Here is a 17,601-nt window from a genome sequence, read left to right on the forward strand (position 1 = left end):
GGCCGCGGCGAGGCTCGGTGCCGGCCGGTTTTGCGCGGTCAGGCGTCGGCAAGGCATCCATGCGCTGCCCTCGGTGCGCCATCTCGCGAAGCAGTCGCGGTCGCGAGAATCGGCATGGATCCCTTCACGGCATCCGTTCCGATCAAGAAGATCGAAAAGATCAGAATAAAGATGCGGTCGCGGAAGAAATCACTCAGTGAGAAGACACGGCCCGCGCCGCCGTAATGCGCTTCCTCGGTCGTCTTTCATTGTCCGCTCGCTTCGGCCCTGCCCGGTTTCGTCTTCACAGACGGCGCGGACGCAGGCTATTGATTCACCTCGAGCGGGGTGCGGGACGGGAGGCTTGCGATGCAAAGCTCTGGCGAGAGCGCCGGTGTCGAGCCGATCCCAGCCGAGCCGCCTTGCGCGCACGACCGTTCGGAGAGTGGCTGCGCCGCGTGCAAGGTCCGCCTCGTCAGCGTCTGCGCGGCGCTCTCGAGCGAGGAACTCGCCGGCTTGGAGGCGCTGAGCCAGCCCGTCCATCTCGATCCGCGCCAAGCCCTGTTCCAGCAGGAGGATCGGGCGGGCGCCGTCTACAACGTCACCGAGGGCGCCTTGCGTCTGTCGCGGCTTCTGCCGGACGGGCGGCGGCAGGTGATGGGCTTCGCCATGGTCGGCGATTTCCTCGGCCTCGCTCTGCCCGAGCGCTTCACCGTCACCGCCGAGGCACTGTCACCGACGACGCTCTGCCGGTTCGAGAAGCGTGCCTTCGCCGGCCTCGTCGCGCGGACGCCGCACCTGCTGCAACGCCTCTACGAGTGGGCCGGCCATGAGCTGACGCTGGCACAGGATCACATGATGCTGCTGGGCCGCCGCACCGCCGAGGAGAAGGTGGTGAGCTTCCTGCTCGGCCTGCGCACCCGCTACGCCCGCATCGGGCACGATTCCATCACCGTCGAGCTGCCGATGGGCCGGCAGGACATGGCCGACCATCTCGGCCTCACCATCGAGACAGTGAGCCGGATGCTGACCCGGCTCGACCGGGAGAAGGCGCTTCTGATCGTGCCCGGCGGCGTGCGCCTGCTGGACGTTGACCGGCTCGAACGCATCGCGGCGAGCTGAAACAAGAGCCTCTGATCAAAGCGGAAGTCGAACCCCGCGATTCCGAAGGGATCGGCCGGACTTCGTCTGGGCGCCTTACCGTTCGAGGGTCTGAAGATAGGCGATCAGGGCCTGCGCCTCGTCGGGATCGAGCCGGAATTCCGGCATCGTCGGGTGCCCCGTGGTGATGCCCTCGGCCAACGCCTCGGCCAGATCCGTCACGGGGTAGCGGCGGTGCAACTCGCGGAACGGCGGCGCGTCCGCCAAGGGGCTCGCGCCGACGCGGCCGATCGCGTGGCAGCGGGCGCAGTTGGTGCGCGCGATGGTCTCGCCGCGCTGGGCGCGGGGGTCGAGTGCTTGGGCGGCGGCCGGCAGGGCGATCAGCAGGAGGGCCAGGATCGGGAGGGTGGTCGCGATACGCATCAGTGACACATCAGGCAGGGGAGGGGGCTGCGGTGCAGCATCTCGTAGGTGACGCCGCCGAACAGCCACTCGCGCAGGCGGGTATGCCCGTAGGCGCCCATCACGATGAGGTCGGCCTCTTGTTTGACGGCGAAGCGCAGGAGTTCGTCGCCGTCGCTCACGACGGTGCGCAGCAGGTGGGTCGTGACGGCGGCGCCGTGGCGGGCGAGATGGCCGGCGACATCCTCCGCACCCTCGTTGCGGGCATCCTCGCCGGTGCTGACGACGAAGACCTGATCCGCCTCGCGGATGAAGGGCAACGCGGCCGAGACGGCCCGGCGCGCCTCCGAGCCGTCCTTCCAGGCCACGACGATCCGGGCGCCCCGAAGCGCGCTGCCGGCCGGCTCCCTGCGGGGGGGCAGCACGAGGACCGGGCGGGCGGCTTCCATCAGAACGGGGCCGGGCGAGGCGCCAAGGGCGCCGCGCGGAGGGTCGTCGGAACCACGGCGTCCCACCACGAGGAGGTCGGCCGCCCGCGCCTGCTCGACGAGATGGGAGATCGGACCCGCCAGGGCCTCGCGCCAGTCGCGGCGCAGCGGGGCTTCGGCGGAGCGCTCGAACAGGGCGTGCGCCTGTGCGAGCAGGGCCCGCGCCTTCTCCTCGAAATGCGGGTCCTCGTCGTAGATCTCGCCGATATCGCGCACGTAATCCGGCGCCGGCACCTTGCAGGCGGCCGCCCCGGTGAGCGTCGCCTCGAAGCGCCGCGCGAGAGCGGCCGCAAGCCGGATGCGGTCGGCGGCGGCCTCGTCGAGATCGACCGAGACCAGGATGTTCGCGTAAGCCATGCTCGCCTCCCGGGGCGTCCCCCTCCGCTCGGTGGGGCCATCCTTCGTGAGGTTCATCCTTGCCGCCGGCCGGTACGGGTGCCTTGATCCAGCGCAAGGCGCTCAAGTCGCCCGCCGGCACGCGGCCGACCGCTTCCCTATCCGGATCACGCGGGAGCGGCTGGCGGGCAGCAACGCGGAACTGGTCGGCCTCGCCGTCGCGGCGGTGACCCGGCACGGCCGTCGCGTCGCGACCCCGGCGCAGGCCCGGCCCACCCTCGGCCTCCCCGCCTGACGGCGGCGATTCCGCGGGTCGAAACCCGATTGCTTGATCTGGCCGAGGGCGGCTGAGGGTGGAGGCTGTGTGCGAACGCGTTTTGGTGTGCCGGTTTGCAGCGGTGACAGCGCGCGGGGTGCCGCGTGCTCTCACGCCCGGAGGGCGGTGAGGAGTGGTCCGGTGCCGAGGATCGCCATCACCGGCTTCAGATTGTAGGCCAGGACCTGCAGGCTCGTCTCGGTCGCCACGTTTCTCAACCGGCGCATCTGGAAGTGCGTCGCCCCCATCCAGCCCTTGAGCGTCCCGAACACGTGTTCGACCGTCTGGCGGCGCGTGCGCATCGCATGAGGATCCGCATCGAGCCGCCGCTGCACGGCTTCCAGGACGGCCTCGTGCTCCCAACGCGTCACGCGCCGCTCCTTGGCCCGGCTTGCCGGAACGAAGACCAGCCCCGCCGTCATCGGCCCCGCGAAGGCCGCCCTGTGGAAGAGCATGATCACGAGGACGACCGGCAAGTCGGCCCGGTGCGGCCGCACGAGCCGCCGGGCCGCAAATAGCGACGGGAGCAGGACGAGTGCGGCGAGGCCGGTGCGGATCGCGACCGCCCGGAGCGGCGCGACATCCTGCACGGCCACCTTCATGACGACCCAGTTGAGGCTCCACGCGACGACGACGAAGGCCAAGAGCCCGATGGTGGAGAGAGGGGGGCGCACACTCGTGTCGGCGGCAGGCCGGGCGACGGTCGTCGAAGTCGTCACGGTCATATCCGGCAGGGAGCGAAGACTTGCCCGCTCCTGCTCCAAGTCAGGCATACTGCGCGAGACCGCGACCGAGCGACCAATTCTCGCGGGCGCCCTCCACGAGGTTGATGAAAAGGTCGTCGGCCCGGATGCCAGGATCGTCGCCGAGCAGCTCCGCGATACGCCGATAGAGCGCTTTCTTCTGATCGACGGTGCGCGTGTTCATGGCGCTGATCTGCACGAAGATCACGTCGTCACTGCGGTTGATGCCGCCGTAGGTCGCGCCATAGCGGAAATTCGCCTCGCTGTGCTCCGTGATCGCCATGAACTGATCGTCCTCTGGCACGCTGAAGGTCTCGCGGAGGGCCCTGTACAGGCCGTCGAAAATGGCCTGCTTGTAGGCATCGGGTTTCCCGGAGCGCATGGAGACGGAGATGAGCGGCATGGTGCACCTCGTTTGGCGCTTCAAGCCGTAGAAGGTTAGCAGGCATTCCGATATGATATCGTCGCTGATTTCAGAGATAATGTTTTGTTATGACGTCCAAGCCCCTCGACCTCGACGCCGTGCGCGCGTTCATTCACGTGGCCGAGCTCGACAGCTTCACCAGGGCGGCTGAGGCGATGGAGACAACGCAGGCGGCAGTCAGCCTCCGCATCCAGCGGCTGGAACGGAGGCTTGGTCACCAGCTTATCGAGCGGACGCCCCGCTACGTGCAGCTCTCACCGCACGGCGTCGCCTTTCTGGAACGGGCGCGCGAACTTGTGGGCGCGCATGAGCGGGCGCTCGCGGTCTTTAGGGAAGCCCGGCAACGCGTCACCATCGGCATTAGCGATCATGTGGCGGGGCCGGATCTGCCGGCGCTCATCGCACGCCTGACCACGCAGGATCCTCAGCTTCTCATCAAGGTCAGGATCGGCTCGTCCGGCGACCTGCTGCAGAGCTACGATCGACGGGAACTCGACGCCGTAATTTCCCGCCTGAACCTGGGCCGGGACGACGGCGAGGTCCTGGCACAGGAGAGCTTGGGATGGTTCGCAGGGGCAGGCTGGCAGCCTCGTGCGGGCGAACCGCTGCCGGTCGCCACGTCGGCAGAGCCGTGCGGTGTTCGCGCCATGGCCGGGCGTCTCCTCGACACCGCCGGCATTCCCTGGATCGAGACCTTCGTCGGTGGCGGCGTGTCGGCCGTCGCGGCCGCCGTGTCGGCCGGGCTCGGCGTTGCGGCTTTAGCCCCGCGCATGCTGCCGCTTGGCGTGATCGATGTCGGCGTGAAGCTAAGGCTCCCAGAAATTCCCCGCCTGCCGATTCTTCTTCACTCGAGGATCCAGAGCGGACCGGCGCTCGACCTACTCGCCAGCCTGTCGGCCGCCTTCCGCAGCGCAGTGCGAGCGTGACGGGCCACTTTCGCTGAAGTGCGGATCTTTCATCCCACGCACGGCAATCGTGCTTGGTAGGAGACGTCTGACTATCGGCAAACATCCTGTCGAGGTCCGATGACCGGCATGGGTCCAGGCTGTGTGAAAACGTGCTGATCTGGCAGCGTAAATTCCGATCTGGGGAGGTCGGGATGAAGCGGTTCGTCGCAGGCGAGGATCGTCAGCAGATCACGCTCCTTCCCGACTGCCTCGACGACTAAATCACCCCTGACAACCCGGTTCGTCTCGTCGAAGTGTTCGTCGATGAGCTCGATCTGAGCGCACTCGGCTTCGCAGGCGCGGTGCCGGAGGCAACGGGCCGTCCGGCCTACCATCCGGCGACGCTGCTCAAGATCTATCTCTACGGCTACCTCAACCGTGTCTCAGAACCGAGATGAGCCTGCAGGTTCTGGCCTACACCATGAAGCGGATGATCCAGATCTTCGGGGTCGGTCCGATGCTGGCGGCCATCCGGGCTTGAGGCCCGCCCGTTCGATCCGCCGTGCTACCCTACGCGTACGCCCAAAAACCGGAAGATCTGGGTTCTCACACGGCCTCTGCCGAAAGCAGCCCCCCGTCCGGTCAGACAGATCGCGTTTCGCTCCGCGTCCGACCTCCCGCGGGGCCGGGCGTGCCCGGTACGGTGTCGAAGCGGAGCGGAAGCGCCCGCTCCAGCAGTCCCGTCCCGAACCGCTCGCGGAAGCCGAGATGCGGCATGTGGGCGTAGCCGATATGGCAGCGGCACTGAGCCAGCGGGCAGGGCCGCGGCGTCAGGGCGGCGTCGAAGTCCGGGTCGTAGAGGTTGCCGATCCGGGCCGGAACCACATGGCAGCGGCGGACTTCGCCGTCGCCATCGACGCTGACCACGCGCTCGCCCGTGGCGCAGGCCCGGCCTCGGCTGCGGATCCCGGTGCGGTTGATGTCGAAGAGCGGATCGAGCGCGCGCACAATGGCGAGGTCGTCCGGCGCGTAATAGTTCGGCCCCTCGTCCCGGTAGGCGTTCACCCAGAGGTAGATCTCGGGCCGCAGCGCCCGGCGCAACGCGGCGAGCGCCGCGAAATGCTCCCGCTTGCCCACGATGCCGACGCTGTAGCTGATGCCGCGCGCGTCGAGTTCGGTGCAGCGGCCGAGGAAGCGGTCGAGGGGCGTCTCGCCCGGATGGAAGGTGCACCAGAAGCCGATGCGGTCGGGATCGCAGCCATCGAGCCAGCCGGTCGGCCAGGACAGGTTCGTCTGCGCGGCGACCTTGCTGACCTGCGGCATCCGGCTCAGCCGTGCCATCGCCGCCCGGTAGGCCGGCCGGATCAGCGCCTCCCCCCACGGCGTGAACAGGATGCCCAGCGTGCGCCGGGTCTGACCGTCGGCCCAATCGACGAAGCGGGCGAGTTGGCCTGCGTCGCGCCGCAGGGTCTCCCGGCTGTCCCGGCGCTTGGCGAAGGGACAGTAGGGGCAGGCGTAGTTGCAGCTCGCGAGCGGCCCCCGGTAGAGGATGTCGAGATGGGCGCCTGCCATGGTCAGCGCAGCGCGTAGGCGCGCATCCGCTCGCGCACGCCCGCCGTCTGGAGCCAGGGGCCGACCGCGTCGGAGCGTTCCAGGCCCGCCTCGGTCAACCTGAGGCCCTCCGTGTCGAGGGTGGCGAGGCCCGCCGCCGCGAGGTCGGCCAGTTCCGGGAGGTCATCGAGGAGCCTCGTGCCAAAACGCTCCGCATAGGCGCGCGGGGACAGGCCGGCGGCTTGGAGCAGGTGCATCAGCACGAAGCGGCGGCGCTGGTCCTCGGCATCGAGCCACGCGCCGTAATCGGCGCGGCCGTGGCGCTGCGTGTCGCGGGCGATGTAGTCGGCGACGATGGCGGCGACGCCCGGCTGCCCCACGGCGTAGGCGGTCGCGTAATGCAGGGCGGCGGTGTAGGAGCGCGCCCCGGCGCCGAGGCCGACCATGCCGTCGCGGGCGCAATCGTAGGCCGGCCCCCAAGCGGCCTCGGGGGCGCGGCGGAACATCCGCATCGAGACCTGTTGGTAGCCCGCCGCACGCAGCCGGTCGCGGGCCGCGCGGGAGATCGCGAGGCGGCGGGCATCCCAGGCGCGGTCGTCCTCGGCGGCACCGCCACGCCGGCCGAGCCCGGTCAGCGGCCGGACGTAGAGGGGATAGAGAAAGAGTTCTTCCGGCTCCCAGGCAAGGGCGGCCTCGATGGATTCGAGGAAGCTGGCGGGTGTTTGCCCGGCAGCGCCGTAGATCAGGTCGATGTTGAGCACGGGAAAGCCCGCGTCGCGGATCGCGCCGAGCGCCGCATCGACGCTGCCCCGGCTTTGCGGCCGGCCCATCGCCCGCGCCTCGTCGTCGCGAAACGACTCGACGCCGATGCTGACGCGCTCGACCCCATGCGCCCGCAGGACGGCGAGCCGCTCCGGCGTACTGGTGCCGGGCGCGGTCTCGACCGAGGCCGGAAGCGCCAGGGGCGTGGCCCCGAACGTGTCGCGCAGATCCGCGAACAGGCGGTCGAGGTCGGCGGGTTCGAGGAAGGTCGGGGTGCCGCCGCCGAGCGCCATGCGGGCCACCCGGAACCGACCGAGGCTATCGGCCACCGTCTCGGCCTGAAGCCGCAGGGCGTCGAGATAGGGCGCGACGCGGCCTTCGCCGCGGGTCAGGGTGAACAGGTTGCAGAAGCCGCAGCGCATCGCGCAGAACGGCACGTGCACGTAGAGGAACAGCCCGTCCTTCGGCTCCTCCGCCCAGGCCTCGCGCAGGGGCACCGGGCGTAGCAGCGGCCGGTAAGCGGTCTTGTGCGGGTAGGCGTATTGGTAGCCGCCATAGACCGGCCCCGCGAGGAGGGCCGCCGCCGTGCTCATGACGGTGCTCATGCCGCCTCCTGGATGAACTCGGCGTAGGGCACGTCCCACACGGTCGGGTGCGCGAGGCGGTGACCGCGATAGCCGTCCTCGCCGAAGGCGGTGCCGTGGTCCGCGCACAGGATGCAGAGAGCCGGCCCGCGCGCCTTGAGCGCCGCGAAGAGCGGGGGCAGGGCGCTGTCGGCATAGGCGAGGGCGGCGCCTTGCGTCGCTGCGCTCTCCCGTGCCGCGCCCGGCAGGTAGGTGCGGGTCGGGTGGTGGGTTGCCGAGACGTTGAGAAACAGGAACAGCCGCCGCTCTGGGGCAAGCGCCGCGATCCGCTCCACCGCGAAGCCGACCTGCGCCGCGGTCGAGTCCCGCGCCTGCACGCCGAAACCGCCGTGCCAGTGGCTCTCGGCGAACAGGCCCGGCAGGACGCGGCCGAGCGGGGTGCGCTTGTTGAAGAAGCCGACGCCGCCGATGCACAGCGTGTGGTAGCCGCGTGCGGCGAGGCCCGAAACGATGTCGGGTGCGTCGAACACCGCGGTGTCCGGCCCGGTGGTGCGGCTGCCGTCGAAGCGCAGCGCGAAGGGGCGCTGGTGCGGTCCCGGCTCGGCGGGTGTCGGCAGGAAGCCGGCAAAGATCGCCTGATGCGCGGCATAGGTGAAGCTGCCCGGCGCGTGGCGGCGCTCCCAGGCCTCACCCGGTAGCAGGCGCGCGAGGTTCGGCGTCCGGCCCTCCGCCAGCGCGTTCGCGGCCACGTCGTAGCGAAGGGAATCGAGCGTCACGAGCAGGATGTCGTGCGAGCCCACGCGTTCGGCGGCGCGGATCATGCGGCGAGCCCCACGGGCCGGCGCGCGGCGATCCAGCCGGGCAGCCGCGCCACCTGCCATTCGTAGGGGGCGAGCCCCTCGTGCCGGACGCGGCGGATCAGGTCGCCGAAGGCGTTGGCCTCGAAGAAGACGTGGCGCCGTAGGCCCACCGTCAGCGCCACGTCGAAGGCAACGTGGAAGGTCTGCGGGAAGAGAGCTGCGAAGCGGCGGCAATCCGAAAGCATCCCCTCCCAGGCGGCGGGTGGCGCCAGGGCGCGAAGCGCCTCCGCCTCGCCCCGGCGCCCGCCGAGATCGAGGTTGGTGATCGGGCCGCGGGCCTTGCGCAGCACCGTGTGAGCGGGCTCGCCGCCGATGACGAGCACCCGCAGGTCGCAAGGCCCACCGTCGAGCGCGGCCTTCGGCGCCCATTGCTCCACATGCGCGTCCTGCGCCAGGATCGCGTCGATCAGCGCCACGGCCGCGGGTCCGCGATAGCGCCGTAGCCGGTGGGAATGGTGCAGCACGCCGGCTCCTGCGCCCGGCACGTGCTCGGCGGCGGATTCCGCGACGATCCCGTTGCGGGCGACCGTGAGCGCGGCGATGCCGGCGGCGCCCGAGCCGAAGCGCGGCTTGACGAAGACGCGGCTGAGGCCCGCCGCACGCATGGCCTCCACAAGCGCGTCGAACGAGCCGGCCGGCGGCAGCGCCCGGGGCACCGGCAGGCCATGCGCGGCCATGGCGGCGTGGCAGGTCCGCTTGTCGTAGAACAGGGCAACCGTCTCCGCCTCGTGGGTCAGGGCGACGCCCGGCGGCACGACCCGGCGGGCGAGCCGGAGCGCGGCGGCGAGCCCGCGTTGGAAGGCGTGCTCGGGCCGCAGCCGCGTCGCCTCGCCAGCATCCTCGGCCAGCCCGGCGAGGCGCAGCAGGGCCCGACGGATGCGCGGATCGCCGCCCGGCGAATCGATGCGCAACAGGCCGCGCCCCTCCGGGAACAGGTCGCTCAGCCGGTCCGGCGCCTCGATGAAGCGGGCGTAGTCGAGCACCCGCGCGGGCGGGTGCCCGGCCCGGACCAGGGCGGCGCTGAAGCCCCCCGTGCGCTCGTCGCCCGCGACCCCGAGGATGACGAAGGGTTCGATCCCATCTGGCGGGGCACCGGCGCCCGTCATTCCGAGACGGCGATGTCGCGATAGATCTCGCCGGCATACTCCTCCGGCTTCTGCTGTTCGGAGAGGTCGACCACCGGCCCGAGCCCGGCCAGCCGCGTCATCGTCGCCTCGGTGAGGAAGTGGTGGTGCAGGTCGAGCCGCGACAGCTTCGCCACCGCCGGCGCGGCGAGCAGCGCTTCCGCACCCGCATCCGTCAGGTTGCCGAGCGAGAAGTCGAGGGTCGAGACGCGTTCCAGCACGGGAGCGGTGGCGACGGCCGCGGCGAGGTCGTCGGCATAGGCGCAATCGCGCAGAGCCAGGGTGTTGAGTTTCGGGAAAAGCCGGCCGGCGAAGAGATCCGCAAAATCCTTCGGCGTGCTGTCGCCGCCATATTCGTCGGTGCCGAGCCAGAGTTCGAGATGGCGCAGCTCCGGCGCTCCGGCGGCCAGCGCCTCCTGCACCACCCGGCGCGGCAGGCCGCCCGATTCGATGATGAGTGCCGTCAGGCGCGGCGCCTCGAACCGCCCGAGCGCGAGACCGGTGGCGCCGCGCACCTGCATGTGTTCCAGCTGCGGGAAGGCCGGCCAGAGCGCCGAGAGATCGCTCTGATTGATCCAGGAAATCTCGTTCTCCTCCGAGATGATGTCGCCGAGGAAGAGCGCGCGCAGGTTGGGAAACCGCTCGGCGTAGGAGACCAGCGCCTCGACGACAGCCTGGGAGGTGCCCTCGGAATCGTCACCCTGCCAGTAGCCGATGACGAGGGCGTCGGTCGCCTCGGCGCCGGGCAGCGCCGCGTAGCTCCCGAGCATCGCCGGCACGCTGTCTTCGGAGTCGTACTCGACACGGAAGCGCGGCACCGCGCGCTCGAAGTCCCACGATTCCATCCCGCTCTGGAAATCCTCGACCGGCTTGCCGAAGAAGGTCGTCAGGTTCTCGTAGGGCATCGTTGTCTGGCTCCTCGTTGGGGGGCCTGTATTGGCGGGCGCTGTCGGGACCGGTTCAGGTCTCGATCAGCGGAGCGTCGTCGGCCGGGTCGTCGAAGCCGGCGGTCCAGGCCACGGCCTGATGGCAGGTCTTCGTGGTCGGCGGGACGCGCAGGACGTCGCGCCGTCCGGTCGAGGGGCAGCCGAACGAGACGCAGACGAGGGGCTCGTCGCCTGCGAGTTCGACCCGCAGCAGCCGGCGCTCGCCGCCGGGGTCGCGGTCCCGGTCGAATTCTTCCGCCTCGGCCGCCTCCATGAAGGTCTCGAAGCCGAAGCGCTCCAGCATCACCCGCCGCCGCTCGGCGTTGCGCTCCCCCAAGTTCTCGGCGACCCCGAGTTCGTGCGGCCGGAAGGCGATGCGCGCATCCACCGGCATGCCGCGCCAGCGCAGGCCGACGCCGGGCAGGTGCCGCGGCGGTCGCGTGAGGCCGAAGCCGGCGACGTCGATCCAGGAGGTGACGCGAAAGCCCTCGGGCACGTGATCGATCCGGCCGCAACCGGCGATGTCGCGCCCGGCCTCGTCGGCGGCGAGCGTGTCCTGCGGGCGCAGGACACGCCGGATGGGGGCGCGTTGCGCGGGGGCGGCTGTCATCGGCGATCGATTCCCCGACGCTCAGTCCTGCACGGTGACGATGCGTTGCGGCGTGTATTCGCGCTGCCGCCACACCCGGTCGAGGCCGCGATCGAGCCATGCTCGTCATGGACGACGCGGGCCCGGTCGGCGCGCACGTCGAGGTAGAAACAGCCGTCTCCGGCGAACAGCGCGGCGGGATCGACGACGCGGTGGCTATGGCCGGTCAACTCGCCATGCGCGAGCACGGTATGCGGCAGCGGCCGGCCGGCCGCCTCCCGCGGAACGGCCGAAATCGCGCGAATGAAGATACCGCCCTGGCGCCACATGCCCCTCTCCGCCCATTTTTCAAGAGCAAGAATCGATTTAGGAGCCGATCACCGCTCTTTATCCAGCTTATGATCGTGGTGCGCGCCCGGCAAAGTCCATGCCTCGACAGAGCTGCGCCATGACAATACTCTGTTGGCGCGAGGCTATCCCGACGATCGACTGACGGTCAACCGGTGCTGGGCGGCCACGGCGCCTCTTTCGCGCCTGATCCGGCCGCCGGCCGGCGTGAGATCCCACCGTGCCGGGGGGGCTAGCCGGCAGGACAACATTCGGTTGACCTATGGGCTCAGCAGGGTAGAAATCCTAGCGATCCGGGCCTGTCCTCTGTTGCGCACAACTTTATTAGCCTGGAACTGACGACATCTGCGGAGTCGTCATCGCTGTCGTCGGCCGGCATTCGTCGCATGTCCGGCTCATCCGCATGCGGGCCTTGCCGTCGCCCGCCCGGCTTCAGGAGGCTGAGCATCCCCGAAGCAACGACTTCGCCCGCGCGCTCGCGTCCGCGTGCCCTGGCGCGCCTCGTCGCGGCCACCGTGTTGCTGCCGCTCGTCCTCCTGCTGCTCGGCCTGTGGGAGGTTCGGCGCGGCGCCGACGATCACGCCGAGTTCGAGGCCGAACGGCAGCGGCTGGCCGGCCTCGTGACGCAAATGGAGGCGCGGGCGCCGCGGGACGGTCGCTTCGATCCCCGCCTGCAATTCCGCTACGAGGGCCGGAACTACGGCGGCCCGCTCGCCGTGCAGAAGGCGCGCGAGGCCCGCGACGAGGCCGGGCTTCTCGCCACGCTGATGGAGTGGCGCCGCGTGCTGCCGCCGGTCGTGGTCGCGGGCGGCGCGCTGGCCGCCGCGCTCTCCCTGCTCGTGCTGCTCGCCGGCGCCGTCCTGGGGCGCCTCGGCCGCGCTTCGCGCGATGCCCTGGTGCGCGGCTTCTCGCTGATGCGCCGGCTCCTTCCCGCGACGCTCTCGCTCCAGATCCTGGCGGCGACGGCGAGCTTCGTCGCCGCCGTGACCTTCGAGGCGGCGGCCCTCCTCCAAAACGGCTTCGACGGCGGCGCGCTGAAGCTCCTGGCGATCGCCGTTGCCGCGGTCGGCGCCGTGGTCGTCGTGGCCGGCAGCACGGTGCTCGGCCTGCGCCGGGCGCTCGGCGCGTTCGAGCCCGATCCGCTGCCGATCATCGGGCGGACGGTGACGCCCGAAGCAGCGCCGGGCCTGTGGCGCCTCCTCGAGGGGCTCGCCGCGCGGCTCGGGGCGCTGAAGCCCGAGGCCGTGGTGGTCGGGCTCACCGAGGGCTTCTTCGTCAGCGCCGGGCCGGCGGTGCTGGAGCCCGGCGGCGTGCGGGTCACCGGCCGGATCCTCTACCTGCCGCTGCCCTATCTCGCCCTGATGCGGGGCGACGAGGTGGCGGCGATCATCGGCCACGAACTCGCCCACTATGCCGGCGGCGACACCACCTACAGCCAGCGCTTCCTGCCGATCTATGCCGGCGTCGAGCGCTCCCTCGACGCGGTGGCCGAGGGCCATCAGGGTTCGCTCGGGCTGCTCGGGCCGTCGCTGCGCCTCGGCGTCTTCGTGATGGAGCGCTTCCATCTCGCCGTGCGCCACTGGAGCCGGACGCGGGAATTCGCGGCCGACGCGGCGGGCGCGGGGGTGACCTCGATCGATGCCTCGGCCCGTGCGCTGCTGCGCACCGGCGCGGTGGGGCCGCGCATCTTCGAGACGCTCCAGGCCGCGACCGACGCGCCGGACGCCGCCCCGCCCGACCTCGTGGCCGCCGCCCTCGACCGCGCGATCGCGCAGGGGCTCGACGACCCGGCGGCGCATTGGCAGGAGGAGCAGGCCCACCCGACCGACACCCACCCGCCGACCCGCGAGCGCGTCGCCGCCCTGGGGCGGACCATCGACGCGGACCTCCTGGCGGCGGCCGGCGCCGTGCCGCCGCCCCATGCGCTCGGGCAGCTCGCCGCCTACTTCGCCGACCCGGCCGGGCTCAGCCGGGCGGCGACCGACGACTTCCTCGGCGTGATCCGGGCGCAGGACGCGGCGTACCGCGCCCATCTCGAGGCGACGGCGGCGGAGGTCGGCACCGAAGAGCGGGTGCTGCGCGCCAATTACCGTCCGCGCGGGATCGCGCTCGCGGTGGGCGGCGGCCTGTTCGCCGTCGTCGCCCTCGCGATCGCTGTGTTCGGCGTGCCGGGGATCTCTGCGAAGGACAACGGCGTCGTGCTCGCGGTGGCGCTCGGCCTCGCCGCGCTCCTGGGCGGGGCCGGCGCCCTGATCCTGCGCCGGGGCGAGCCCGTGACGCTGATCCTCAGCCCCGAGGGGTTGAAGGCGCCGGGGCTCGACCGGACGATCCCCTGGGATGCCATCGCCGACCTCGACATGACGTTCCACCAGAGGGGCATCCTCACGCGCCTGCTGCTGCCGCCGGAGGCGGACTGGCCGCAGCGTAGCCCCGGCCGGCACGGGACCAAGCTCGACGCGAAGCGCCGCATCGTCACGCTCGCGATCGGCCTGCCGCGCGGGATGAAGCCGCAGGACTTCGCCGACCTGATCGGCCGCTACCAGATGGCCGCGCAGGCCCGGCGCCTCCTTGCCGAGACCGAGGCCGGCGCGCAGCGATCCTCCCCCAACCCCCAACTCGCCGAGGCTCCATGACCGCATCGCCCGATCGCGCCGAACCCTTGCGGCTGCCGCCCCAGGGCCAGGGCTGGATGGCCACCTTCTGGGTGCTGTTCGGCGTCGTGGCGCTCGCGGCTCTGCTGGGGGCCTGCGCCCTCTACACCGCTCCGGCCCTGGTCTCGGACTGGCAGGTCCGCGAGACGGCCGAGCCGGTGCCCGATGCCCGCATCAGCGACGGCAAGTGCAGCTCCAAGATCGCGATCCACATCTGCGACCTCACCTTGAGCCTGCGCCGGCCCACCGGCACCGTGACACGCCGGGTGAACTACGTGTTCGCCGGCCTGCATGTCGGCGATTTCGGCGCCGGGCCGATGGCCGATCCGGCGCGCCCGGATCTCATCACCACCGATCTCGGCCTCGACCGGCTGTGGAACCGGACGATCACCCTCGTGGTGATCATGGCCGCGCTCGCGGCGGTCATCTTCGGGGCGCTCCTCTCGCTGGTGCGCAACCGCCGCGCCGCTTCCGGTGCGGCCGGGTGACGGGCAATTCCGGCGGGATCAGCCGTCCGCATGCGCGGCCGCATCGAGCGCCTTCCGCACCGCTGGATCGCGGCCGTAGCGCTGCCGCAGCCGCTTCTCGTCCGCCTCGATGGCGTCGCAGCGCAGCGTCTTGACGGCGGCGGCGATCTCCCGGCCGCGGGCCGCGTCGTAGGCCTCCTCTCCCGACCAGTGGTTGCATCCCCTGTGTCGATCCAGATAGGTCACGACCTCGGCGGGCAGGCTCTTTCTCTGCGTGGGCGAGAGGGCCGGATCGGCCCGCACCGGGGCGGGCAGGTGCGCGAGAATCAGCGCGCTGAGAAGCGCGGTGGCGGTCCACGATCGGGTCATCGTCACACTCTTCCATCCATGGTTGCGGCCCCGCTCGGCAGAGATTCGACGTGAGACTCACACGCACCCAGCAGCTTCTTTCCTGCTCCGCCCTCGCCGGGCTCTTCGTCGGCTTCTCCGCCGCGACGCCGTTCGCCGCCGAGGGCTGGAACGTGGCTCGGTTCGATCCGCCCGCGAAGGTCGAGGCCGCCAGGGATGTGGAGGGCCGAGAGATCACCTGCACCTTCTATCCCGATCTCGTCATCCGCGAGAGCGACACCGGCACCCCCGAGCCCGGGGATGCGGCGCTCATCCCGATCCGCGGCGGCCCACCCGTGGCCTGCCGCGCCGCGCCCGGCGTCAGCGCGCGTACGCTGGAAACCGGCGGCCAGCGCTTCATCGGGCGGGCGGACGGGTTCCTCGTCTTCGAGGATGCGAGCACCAACGGCACCATGCCCTTCGCGGTGATCGATGCCGGGACCGGCCGCAGGCTGTTCACCGACACGACCACCGACGACGGCATCGACCGCTTCGCGGCCGAGGGCGCGACGCTGCGGCTCGGCTTCCGCCGCGGGGTGCAGGGCGCCTGCTCGATCCCGCAAGGGGGCGCGGCCTGCTGGGCGCGGATCGTGCGCGAGGAAAAGCTCCCGGCACCGGTCGCGGCCCTGCCGGTGCCGGTCAAGGTCTGCGCGCAAGCCTACCGCGCCGGCAAGGCCCCCAAGGATACCCCGAGCATCGTCTCCTTCCCGGTGCGGCTCGTCTGGACCGGCAGCCTCGCCATCGAGGCCGACGGCCCGGTGCGATGCCGGCCGACGCCGTGACGGCGCAACCGCCCTTTGCCCCCGGCGCCCGCGATGCGGGCCGCCCTTCGAGGAGAAACCGCCGCATGATCTCACGCCGCAACGCGCTCGCCGCCGCCGCGACCCTGCTCTGCGCCTCCGCGGCCCGGGCCGAGCCGACGCTCGGGCTCGCCGAACGCCGGGCCATCACGGCCTATCGCGAGAGCCGCTACCCCGCGCAGGAGAAGGCGATCCAGGAGGCCGCGGGCTTTCCCGTGCCGGTCGAGGTGGCGTGGGACCAGATCACCCTGCCGGGCGACGCGAAATACTATGCCGACGAAGGCTATTTCGAGAAGACCATCTTCGAGCCGATCGCGGCCGGGCTGAAGGACGTCGGCAAGGACAAGATGGGCCGCGAGGCGCTGCAGGCGAAGCTGAAGTCGATCCGCATCCGCTTCGACGAGAAGACGGCGCCGGCCTCGAACTACCCGAACGGTCTGAAATTCGACGGCGGCGTCCTCGACGTGAACTGGCGGCCCTTCTCGAACGTCGCCGACTTCAAGGATCGGGTGGCGGCGGTGGTGCAGGTTCTGGAAAAGAACCTGTGATCCTGCCGGTTCCGCCTCGGTCCCGCGGGCGCCGCATCCGCGGCTCTCGCCGGGCTCGCCCTGTGCGGCGCGGCCGCCGCCGAGCCGCTGCCGCGTTCGGGCGTCTACGACAGCCTGACCCTGGCGGTGGAGGGCGAGGCCGTTTCCGGCGTCTTCGTCGAGGAGCGCGGCGGGGCCGACGGGATGCCGTCGTTCAGCTGCATCTTCCTGCTGCGGGGCCGGCTCGCGGGTGCCCGCGCCGCGGTCGAGACGTGGTTCCCGGGCGAACCGGAGCGCATCCGCGGCAGCCTCGCCTTCACCCCGGAGGACGCGGCTGCCCGATGACGACGGGCAGCATGGCGGGCATTCCCGCGACGTTCGCGCGGGCGCAGACCCCGCCACCCGCCGCACCGCCGCGCCTTCCGACCACCTGGGAGGCGATCGACCAGCCGATGAGCGCGCTCCTGAACGGCGGTCACCGCATCGTCTCGGCCACCGGCCCGAGCTTCACCTTGGAACGGCAGGGCAAATACGTCGTCTGCGAGGTTCGTCCGCCGGGCGGCCTGCGCGGCAACGCGGAGGCGACCTCGACCTGCGACCGTGTGAACTGAGGCCCGCCCGTGAACGACCGCATGAACGACCGCCTGCGCGCACGTTTCGACGAACTCTGGGGCCGGGCGGTGCGGGCGGACGGTGCCGAGGCAGCGTGGCGGGCAATCGACGCCGGGTACGGAGAGGCCGGGCGCCACTATCACGGCTGGCGCCACATCGCGGACCTGCTCGAAGGGCACGACGCGGTGCGGGCGCTTCCGGACTTCGCCGGGCTCGATCACGACGCGATCGATCTCGCGATCTTCTTTCACGATGCGGTCTACGACACCGCCCGCACCGACAACGAGTGGCGCAGCGCCGCATTGCTGCTGACTCATGCCGGACCGGCCCCGGAATCCGGCCCGATCCGGGCGGCAGAGGCGATGATCCAGGCGAGCGCCGCCCACGCGCCGAGCGACGACGCGGCCACACGGCTGATGCTCGACCTCGATCTCGCGGTGTTGGGCGCACCCCGCCCGGAATACGAGGCCTATGCGGCGGCGATCCGGCGCGAATACGCTGCGGTTCCCGAAGCGGCATGGCGGTTCGGCCGCGCGGGCGTGCTCGACCGCTTCCTCGCCCGGCCCGACCTCTACCAGACCCGCCCCTTTCGCGACCGCTTCGAGACAGCCGCCCGAGCCAACCTCGCGGCCGAGGCGGACACGCTCCGGGCCGGCCATACCGGCGAGGGGGCGTGAGGAATGCCTTCGCAACCGAGAACCGGTTCGGCGGCCCGCGCCCGACGCCACCGACAAGCG

20 protein-coding genes and 4 pseudogenes are annotated in these 17,601 nt (G+C 71.2%); 11 read left to right on the forward strand and 13 right to left on the reverse strand.

Annotated features, from left to right (window positions below; translation table 11 throughout):
• The first annotated feature begins 348 nt into the window (after positions 1-348).
• Positions 349-1,101 (forward strand): Crp/Fnr family transcriptional regulator, encoded by a 753-nt coding sequence (locus E4V01_RS21270; protein WP_135299727.1) that lies wholly within the window; start codon positions 349-351, stop codon positions 1,099-1,101.
• A 75-nt stretch (positions 1,102-1,176) separates the two neighbouring features.
• On the opposite strand, the gene E4V01_RS21275 is transcribed toward E4V01_RS21270, so the two are convergent.
• On the reverse strand, positions 1,177-1,503 hold the full coding sequence (locus E4V01_RS21275) for a cytochrome c (RefSeq protein ID WP_060769014.1): 327 nt from the start codon (positions 1,501-1,503) through the stop codon (positions 1,177-1,179).
• Positions 1,503-2,327, reverse strand: coding sequence for a universal stress protein (locus E4V01_RS21280; protein WP_135299728.1), 825 nt, complete (start codon positions 2,325-2,327; stop codon positions 1,503-1,505). The genes E4V01_RS21275 and E4V01_RS21280 overlap by 1 nt, the downstream gene beginning before the upstream one ends.
• Before the next feature lie 139 nt (positions 2,328-2,466).
• Here E4V01_RS21280 and E4V01_RS21285 point away from each other — a divergent pair.
• Positions 2,467-2,601: pseudogene (locus tag E4V01_RS21285) on the forward strand (3-keto-5-aminohexanoate cleavage protein); the annotation flags it as partial.
• A 131-nt stretch (positions 2,602-2,732) separates the two neighbouring features.
• Here the strand turns inward: E4V01_RS21285 and E4V01_RS26285 are convergent.
• The 3 genes and pseudogenes from E4V01_RS26285 to E4V01_RS21295 all read right to left on the reverse strand — a co-directional run.
• Positions 2,733-3,002: pseudogene (locus E4V01_RS26285) on the reverse strand (transposase); the annotation flags it as partial.
• 15 nt (positions 3,003-3,017) lie between these two features.
• Positions 3,018-3,395, reverse strand: a pseudogene (locus E4V01_RS26610) (EamA family transporter); the annotation flags it as partial.
• Positions 3,388-3,768: a tautomerase family protein gene (locus E4V01_RS21295; protein ID WP_135299729.1), complete on the reverse strand. Its 381-nt coding sequence runs from the start codon at positions 3,766-3,768 to the stop codon at positions 3,388-3,390. The pseudogene E4V01_RS26610 and the gene E4V01_RS21295, both read right to left, overlap by 8 nt.
• Positions 3,769-3,857: 89 nt before the next feature.
• Here E4V01_RS21295 and E4V01_RS21300 point away from each other — a divergent pair, with 89 nt between their 5' ends.
• Together E4V01_RS21300 and E4V01_RS21305 are read left to right on the forward strand one after the other, a co-directional pair.
• On the forward strand, positions 3,858-4,715 hold the full coding sequence (locus E4V01_RS21300) for a LysR family transcriptional regulator (RefSeq protein ID WP_135299730.1): 858 nt from the start codon (positions 3,858-3,860) through the stop codon (positions 4,713-4,715).
• Between the two features lie 173 nt (positions 4,716-4,888).
• Positions 4,889-5,131, forward strand: a pseudogene (locus E4V01_RS21305) (transposase); the annotation flags it as partial.
• 187 nt (positions 5,132-5,318) lie between these two features.
• Here E4V01_RS21305 and E4V01_RS21310 read toward each other — a convergent pair.
• Genes E4V01_RS21310 through E4V01_RS21340 form a run of 7 tightly spaced genes read right to left on the reverse strand, consistent with a single transcriptional unit; the run spans position 5,319 to position 11,401 of the window.
• Positions 5,319-6,248, reverse strand: a complete 930-nt coding sequence (locus tag E4V01_RS21310; RefSeq protein WP_135299731.1) for an STM4011 family radical SAM protein — start codon at positions 6,246-6,248, stop codon at positions 5,319-5,321.
• A gap of 2 nt (positions 6,249-6,250) precedes the next feature.
• Positions 6,251-7,594: an STM4012 family radical SAM protein gene (locus E4V01_RS21315; protein WP_245517633.1), complete on the reverse strand. Its 1,344-nt coding sequence runs from the start codon at positions 7,592-7,594 to the stop codon at positions 6,251-6,253.
• On the reverse strand, positions 7,591-8,394 hold the full coding sequence (locus tag E4V01_RS21320; RefSeq protein ID WP_060772174.1) for an STM4013/SEN3800 family hydrolase: 804 nt from the start codon (positions 8,392-8,394) through the stop codon (positions 7,591-7,593). The genes E4V01_RS21315 and E4V01_RS21320 overlap by 4 nt, the downstream gene beginning before the upstream one ends.
• Positions 8,391-9,539 carry an STM4014 family protein gene (locus tag E4V01_RS21325; protein WP_135299732.1) on the reverse strand — a complete coding sequence of 383 codons (1,149 nt, stop codon included), beginning with the start codon at positions 9,537-9,539 and terminating at the stop codon, positions 8,391-8,393. The genes E4V01_RS21320 and E4V01_RS21325 overlap by 4 nt, the downstream gene beginning before the upstream one ends.
• Positions 9,536-10,462 (reverse strand): STM4015 family protein, encoded by a 927-nt coding sequence (locus E4V01_RS21330; RefSeq protein ID WP_135299733.1) that lies wholly within the window; start codon positions 10,460-10,462, stop codon positions 9,536-9,538. The genes E4V01_RS21325 and E4V01_RS21330 overlap by 4 nt, the downstream gene beginning before the upstream one ends.
• A gap of 55 nt (positions 10,463-10,517) precedes the next feature.
• Positions 10,518-11,093, reverse strand: coding sequence for a DUF6745 domain-containing protein (locus E4V01_RS21335; protein WP_135299734.1), 576 nt, complete (start codon positions 11,091-11,093; stop codon positions 10,518-10,520).
• Positions 11,090-11,401: a hypothetical protein gene (locus tag E4V01_RS21340; protein WP_135299735.1), complete on the reverse strand. Its 312-nt coding sequence runs from the start codon at positions 11,399-11,401 to the stop codon at positions 11,090-11,092. Before E4V01_RS21340 ends, E4V01_RS21335 begins: the two co-directional genes overlap by 4 nt.
• 534 nt (positions 11,402-11,935) lie before the next feature.
• Here E4V01_RS21340 and E4V01_RS21345 point away from each other — a divergent pair.
• Complete coding sequence (locus E4V01_RS21345) at positions 11,936-14,053, forward strand: M48 family metallopeptidase (RefSeq protein WP_135299736.1); 2,118 nt, start codon at positions 11,936-11,938, stop codon at positions 14,051-14,053.
• Positions 14,050-14,559 carry a hypothetical protein gene (locus E4V01_RS21350; RefSeq protein ID WP_060769005.1) on the forward strand — a complete coding sequence of 170 codons (510 nt, stop codon included), beginning with the start codon at positions 14,050-14,052 and terminating at the stop codon, positions 14,557-14,559. Before E4V01_RS21345 ends, E4V01_RS21350 begins: the two co-directional genes overlap by 4 nt.
• An 18-nt stretch (positions 14,560-14,577) precedes the next feature.
• Here the strand turns inward: E4V01_RS21350 and E4V01_RS21355 are convergent, their stop codons facing one another.
• Positions 14,578-14,907, reverse strand: coding sequence for a hypothetical protein (locus tag E4V01_RS21355; RefSeq protein ID WP_135299737.1), 330 nt, complete (start codon positions 14,905-14,907; stop codon positions 14,578-14,580).
• Positions 14,908-14,957: 50 nt separating this feature from the next.
• Between E4V01_RS21355 and E4V01_RS21360 the strand changes: the two genes are divergently transcribed.
• The 5 genes from E4V01_RS21360 (at position 14,958) to E4V01_RS21375 (ending at position 17,541) form a co-directional block, all read left to right on the forward strand.
• Positions 14,958-15,707: a hypothetical protein gene (locus tag E4V01_RS21360; protein WP_135299738.1), complete on the forward strand. Its 750-nt coding sequence runs from the start codon at positions 14,958-14,960 to the stop codon at positions 15,705-15,707.
• A gap of 65 nt (positions 15,708-15,772) precedes the next feature.
• Positions 15,773-16,273 (forward strand): hypothetical protein, encoded by a 501-nt coding sequence (locus tag E4V01_RS21365; protein WP_060772173.1) that lies wholly within the window; start codon positions 15,773-15,775, stop codon positions 16,271-16,273.
• Positions 16,274-16,399: 126 nt separating this feature from the next.
• Positions 16,400-16,597, forward strand: coding sequence for a hypothetical protein (locus E4V01_RS21370; RefSeq protein WP_193763262.1), 198 nt, complete (start codon positions 16,400-16,402; stop codon positions 16,595-16,597).
• The gene (locus tag E4V01_RS25795; protein ID WP_193763263.1) at positions 16,594-16,863 is read left to right on the forward strand and encodes a hypothetical protein; all 270 of its coding nucleotides are present in this window, start codon (positions 16,594-16,596) and stop codon (positions 16,861-16,863) included. Before E4V01_RS21370 ends, E4V01_RS25795 begins: the two co-directional genes overlap by 4 nt.
• Before the next feature lie 21 nt (positions 16,864-16,884).
• On the forward strand, positions 16,885-17,541 hold the full coding sequence (locus tag E4V01_RS21375) for a hypothetical protein (protein ID WP_060769002.1): 657 nt from the start codon (positions 16,885-16,887) through the stop codon (positions 17,539-17,541).
• The last annotated feature ends 60 nt before the right edge of the window (positions 17,542-17,601 follow it).

It is taken from the genome of Methylorubrum sp. Q1 (assembly GCF_004683995.1).
GTDB lineage: Bacteria > Pseudomonadota > Alphaproteobacteria > Rhizobiales > Beijerinckiaceae > Methylobacterium.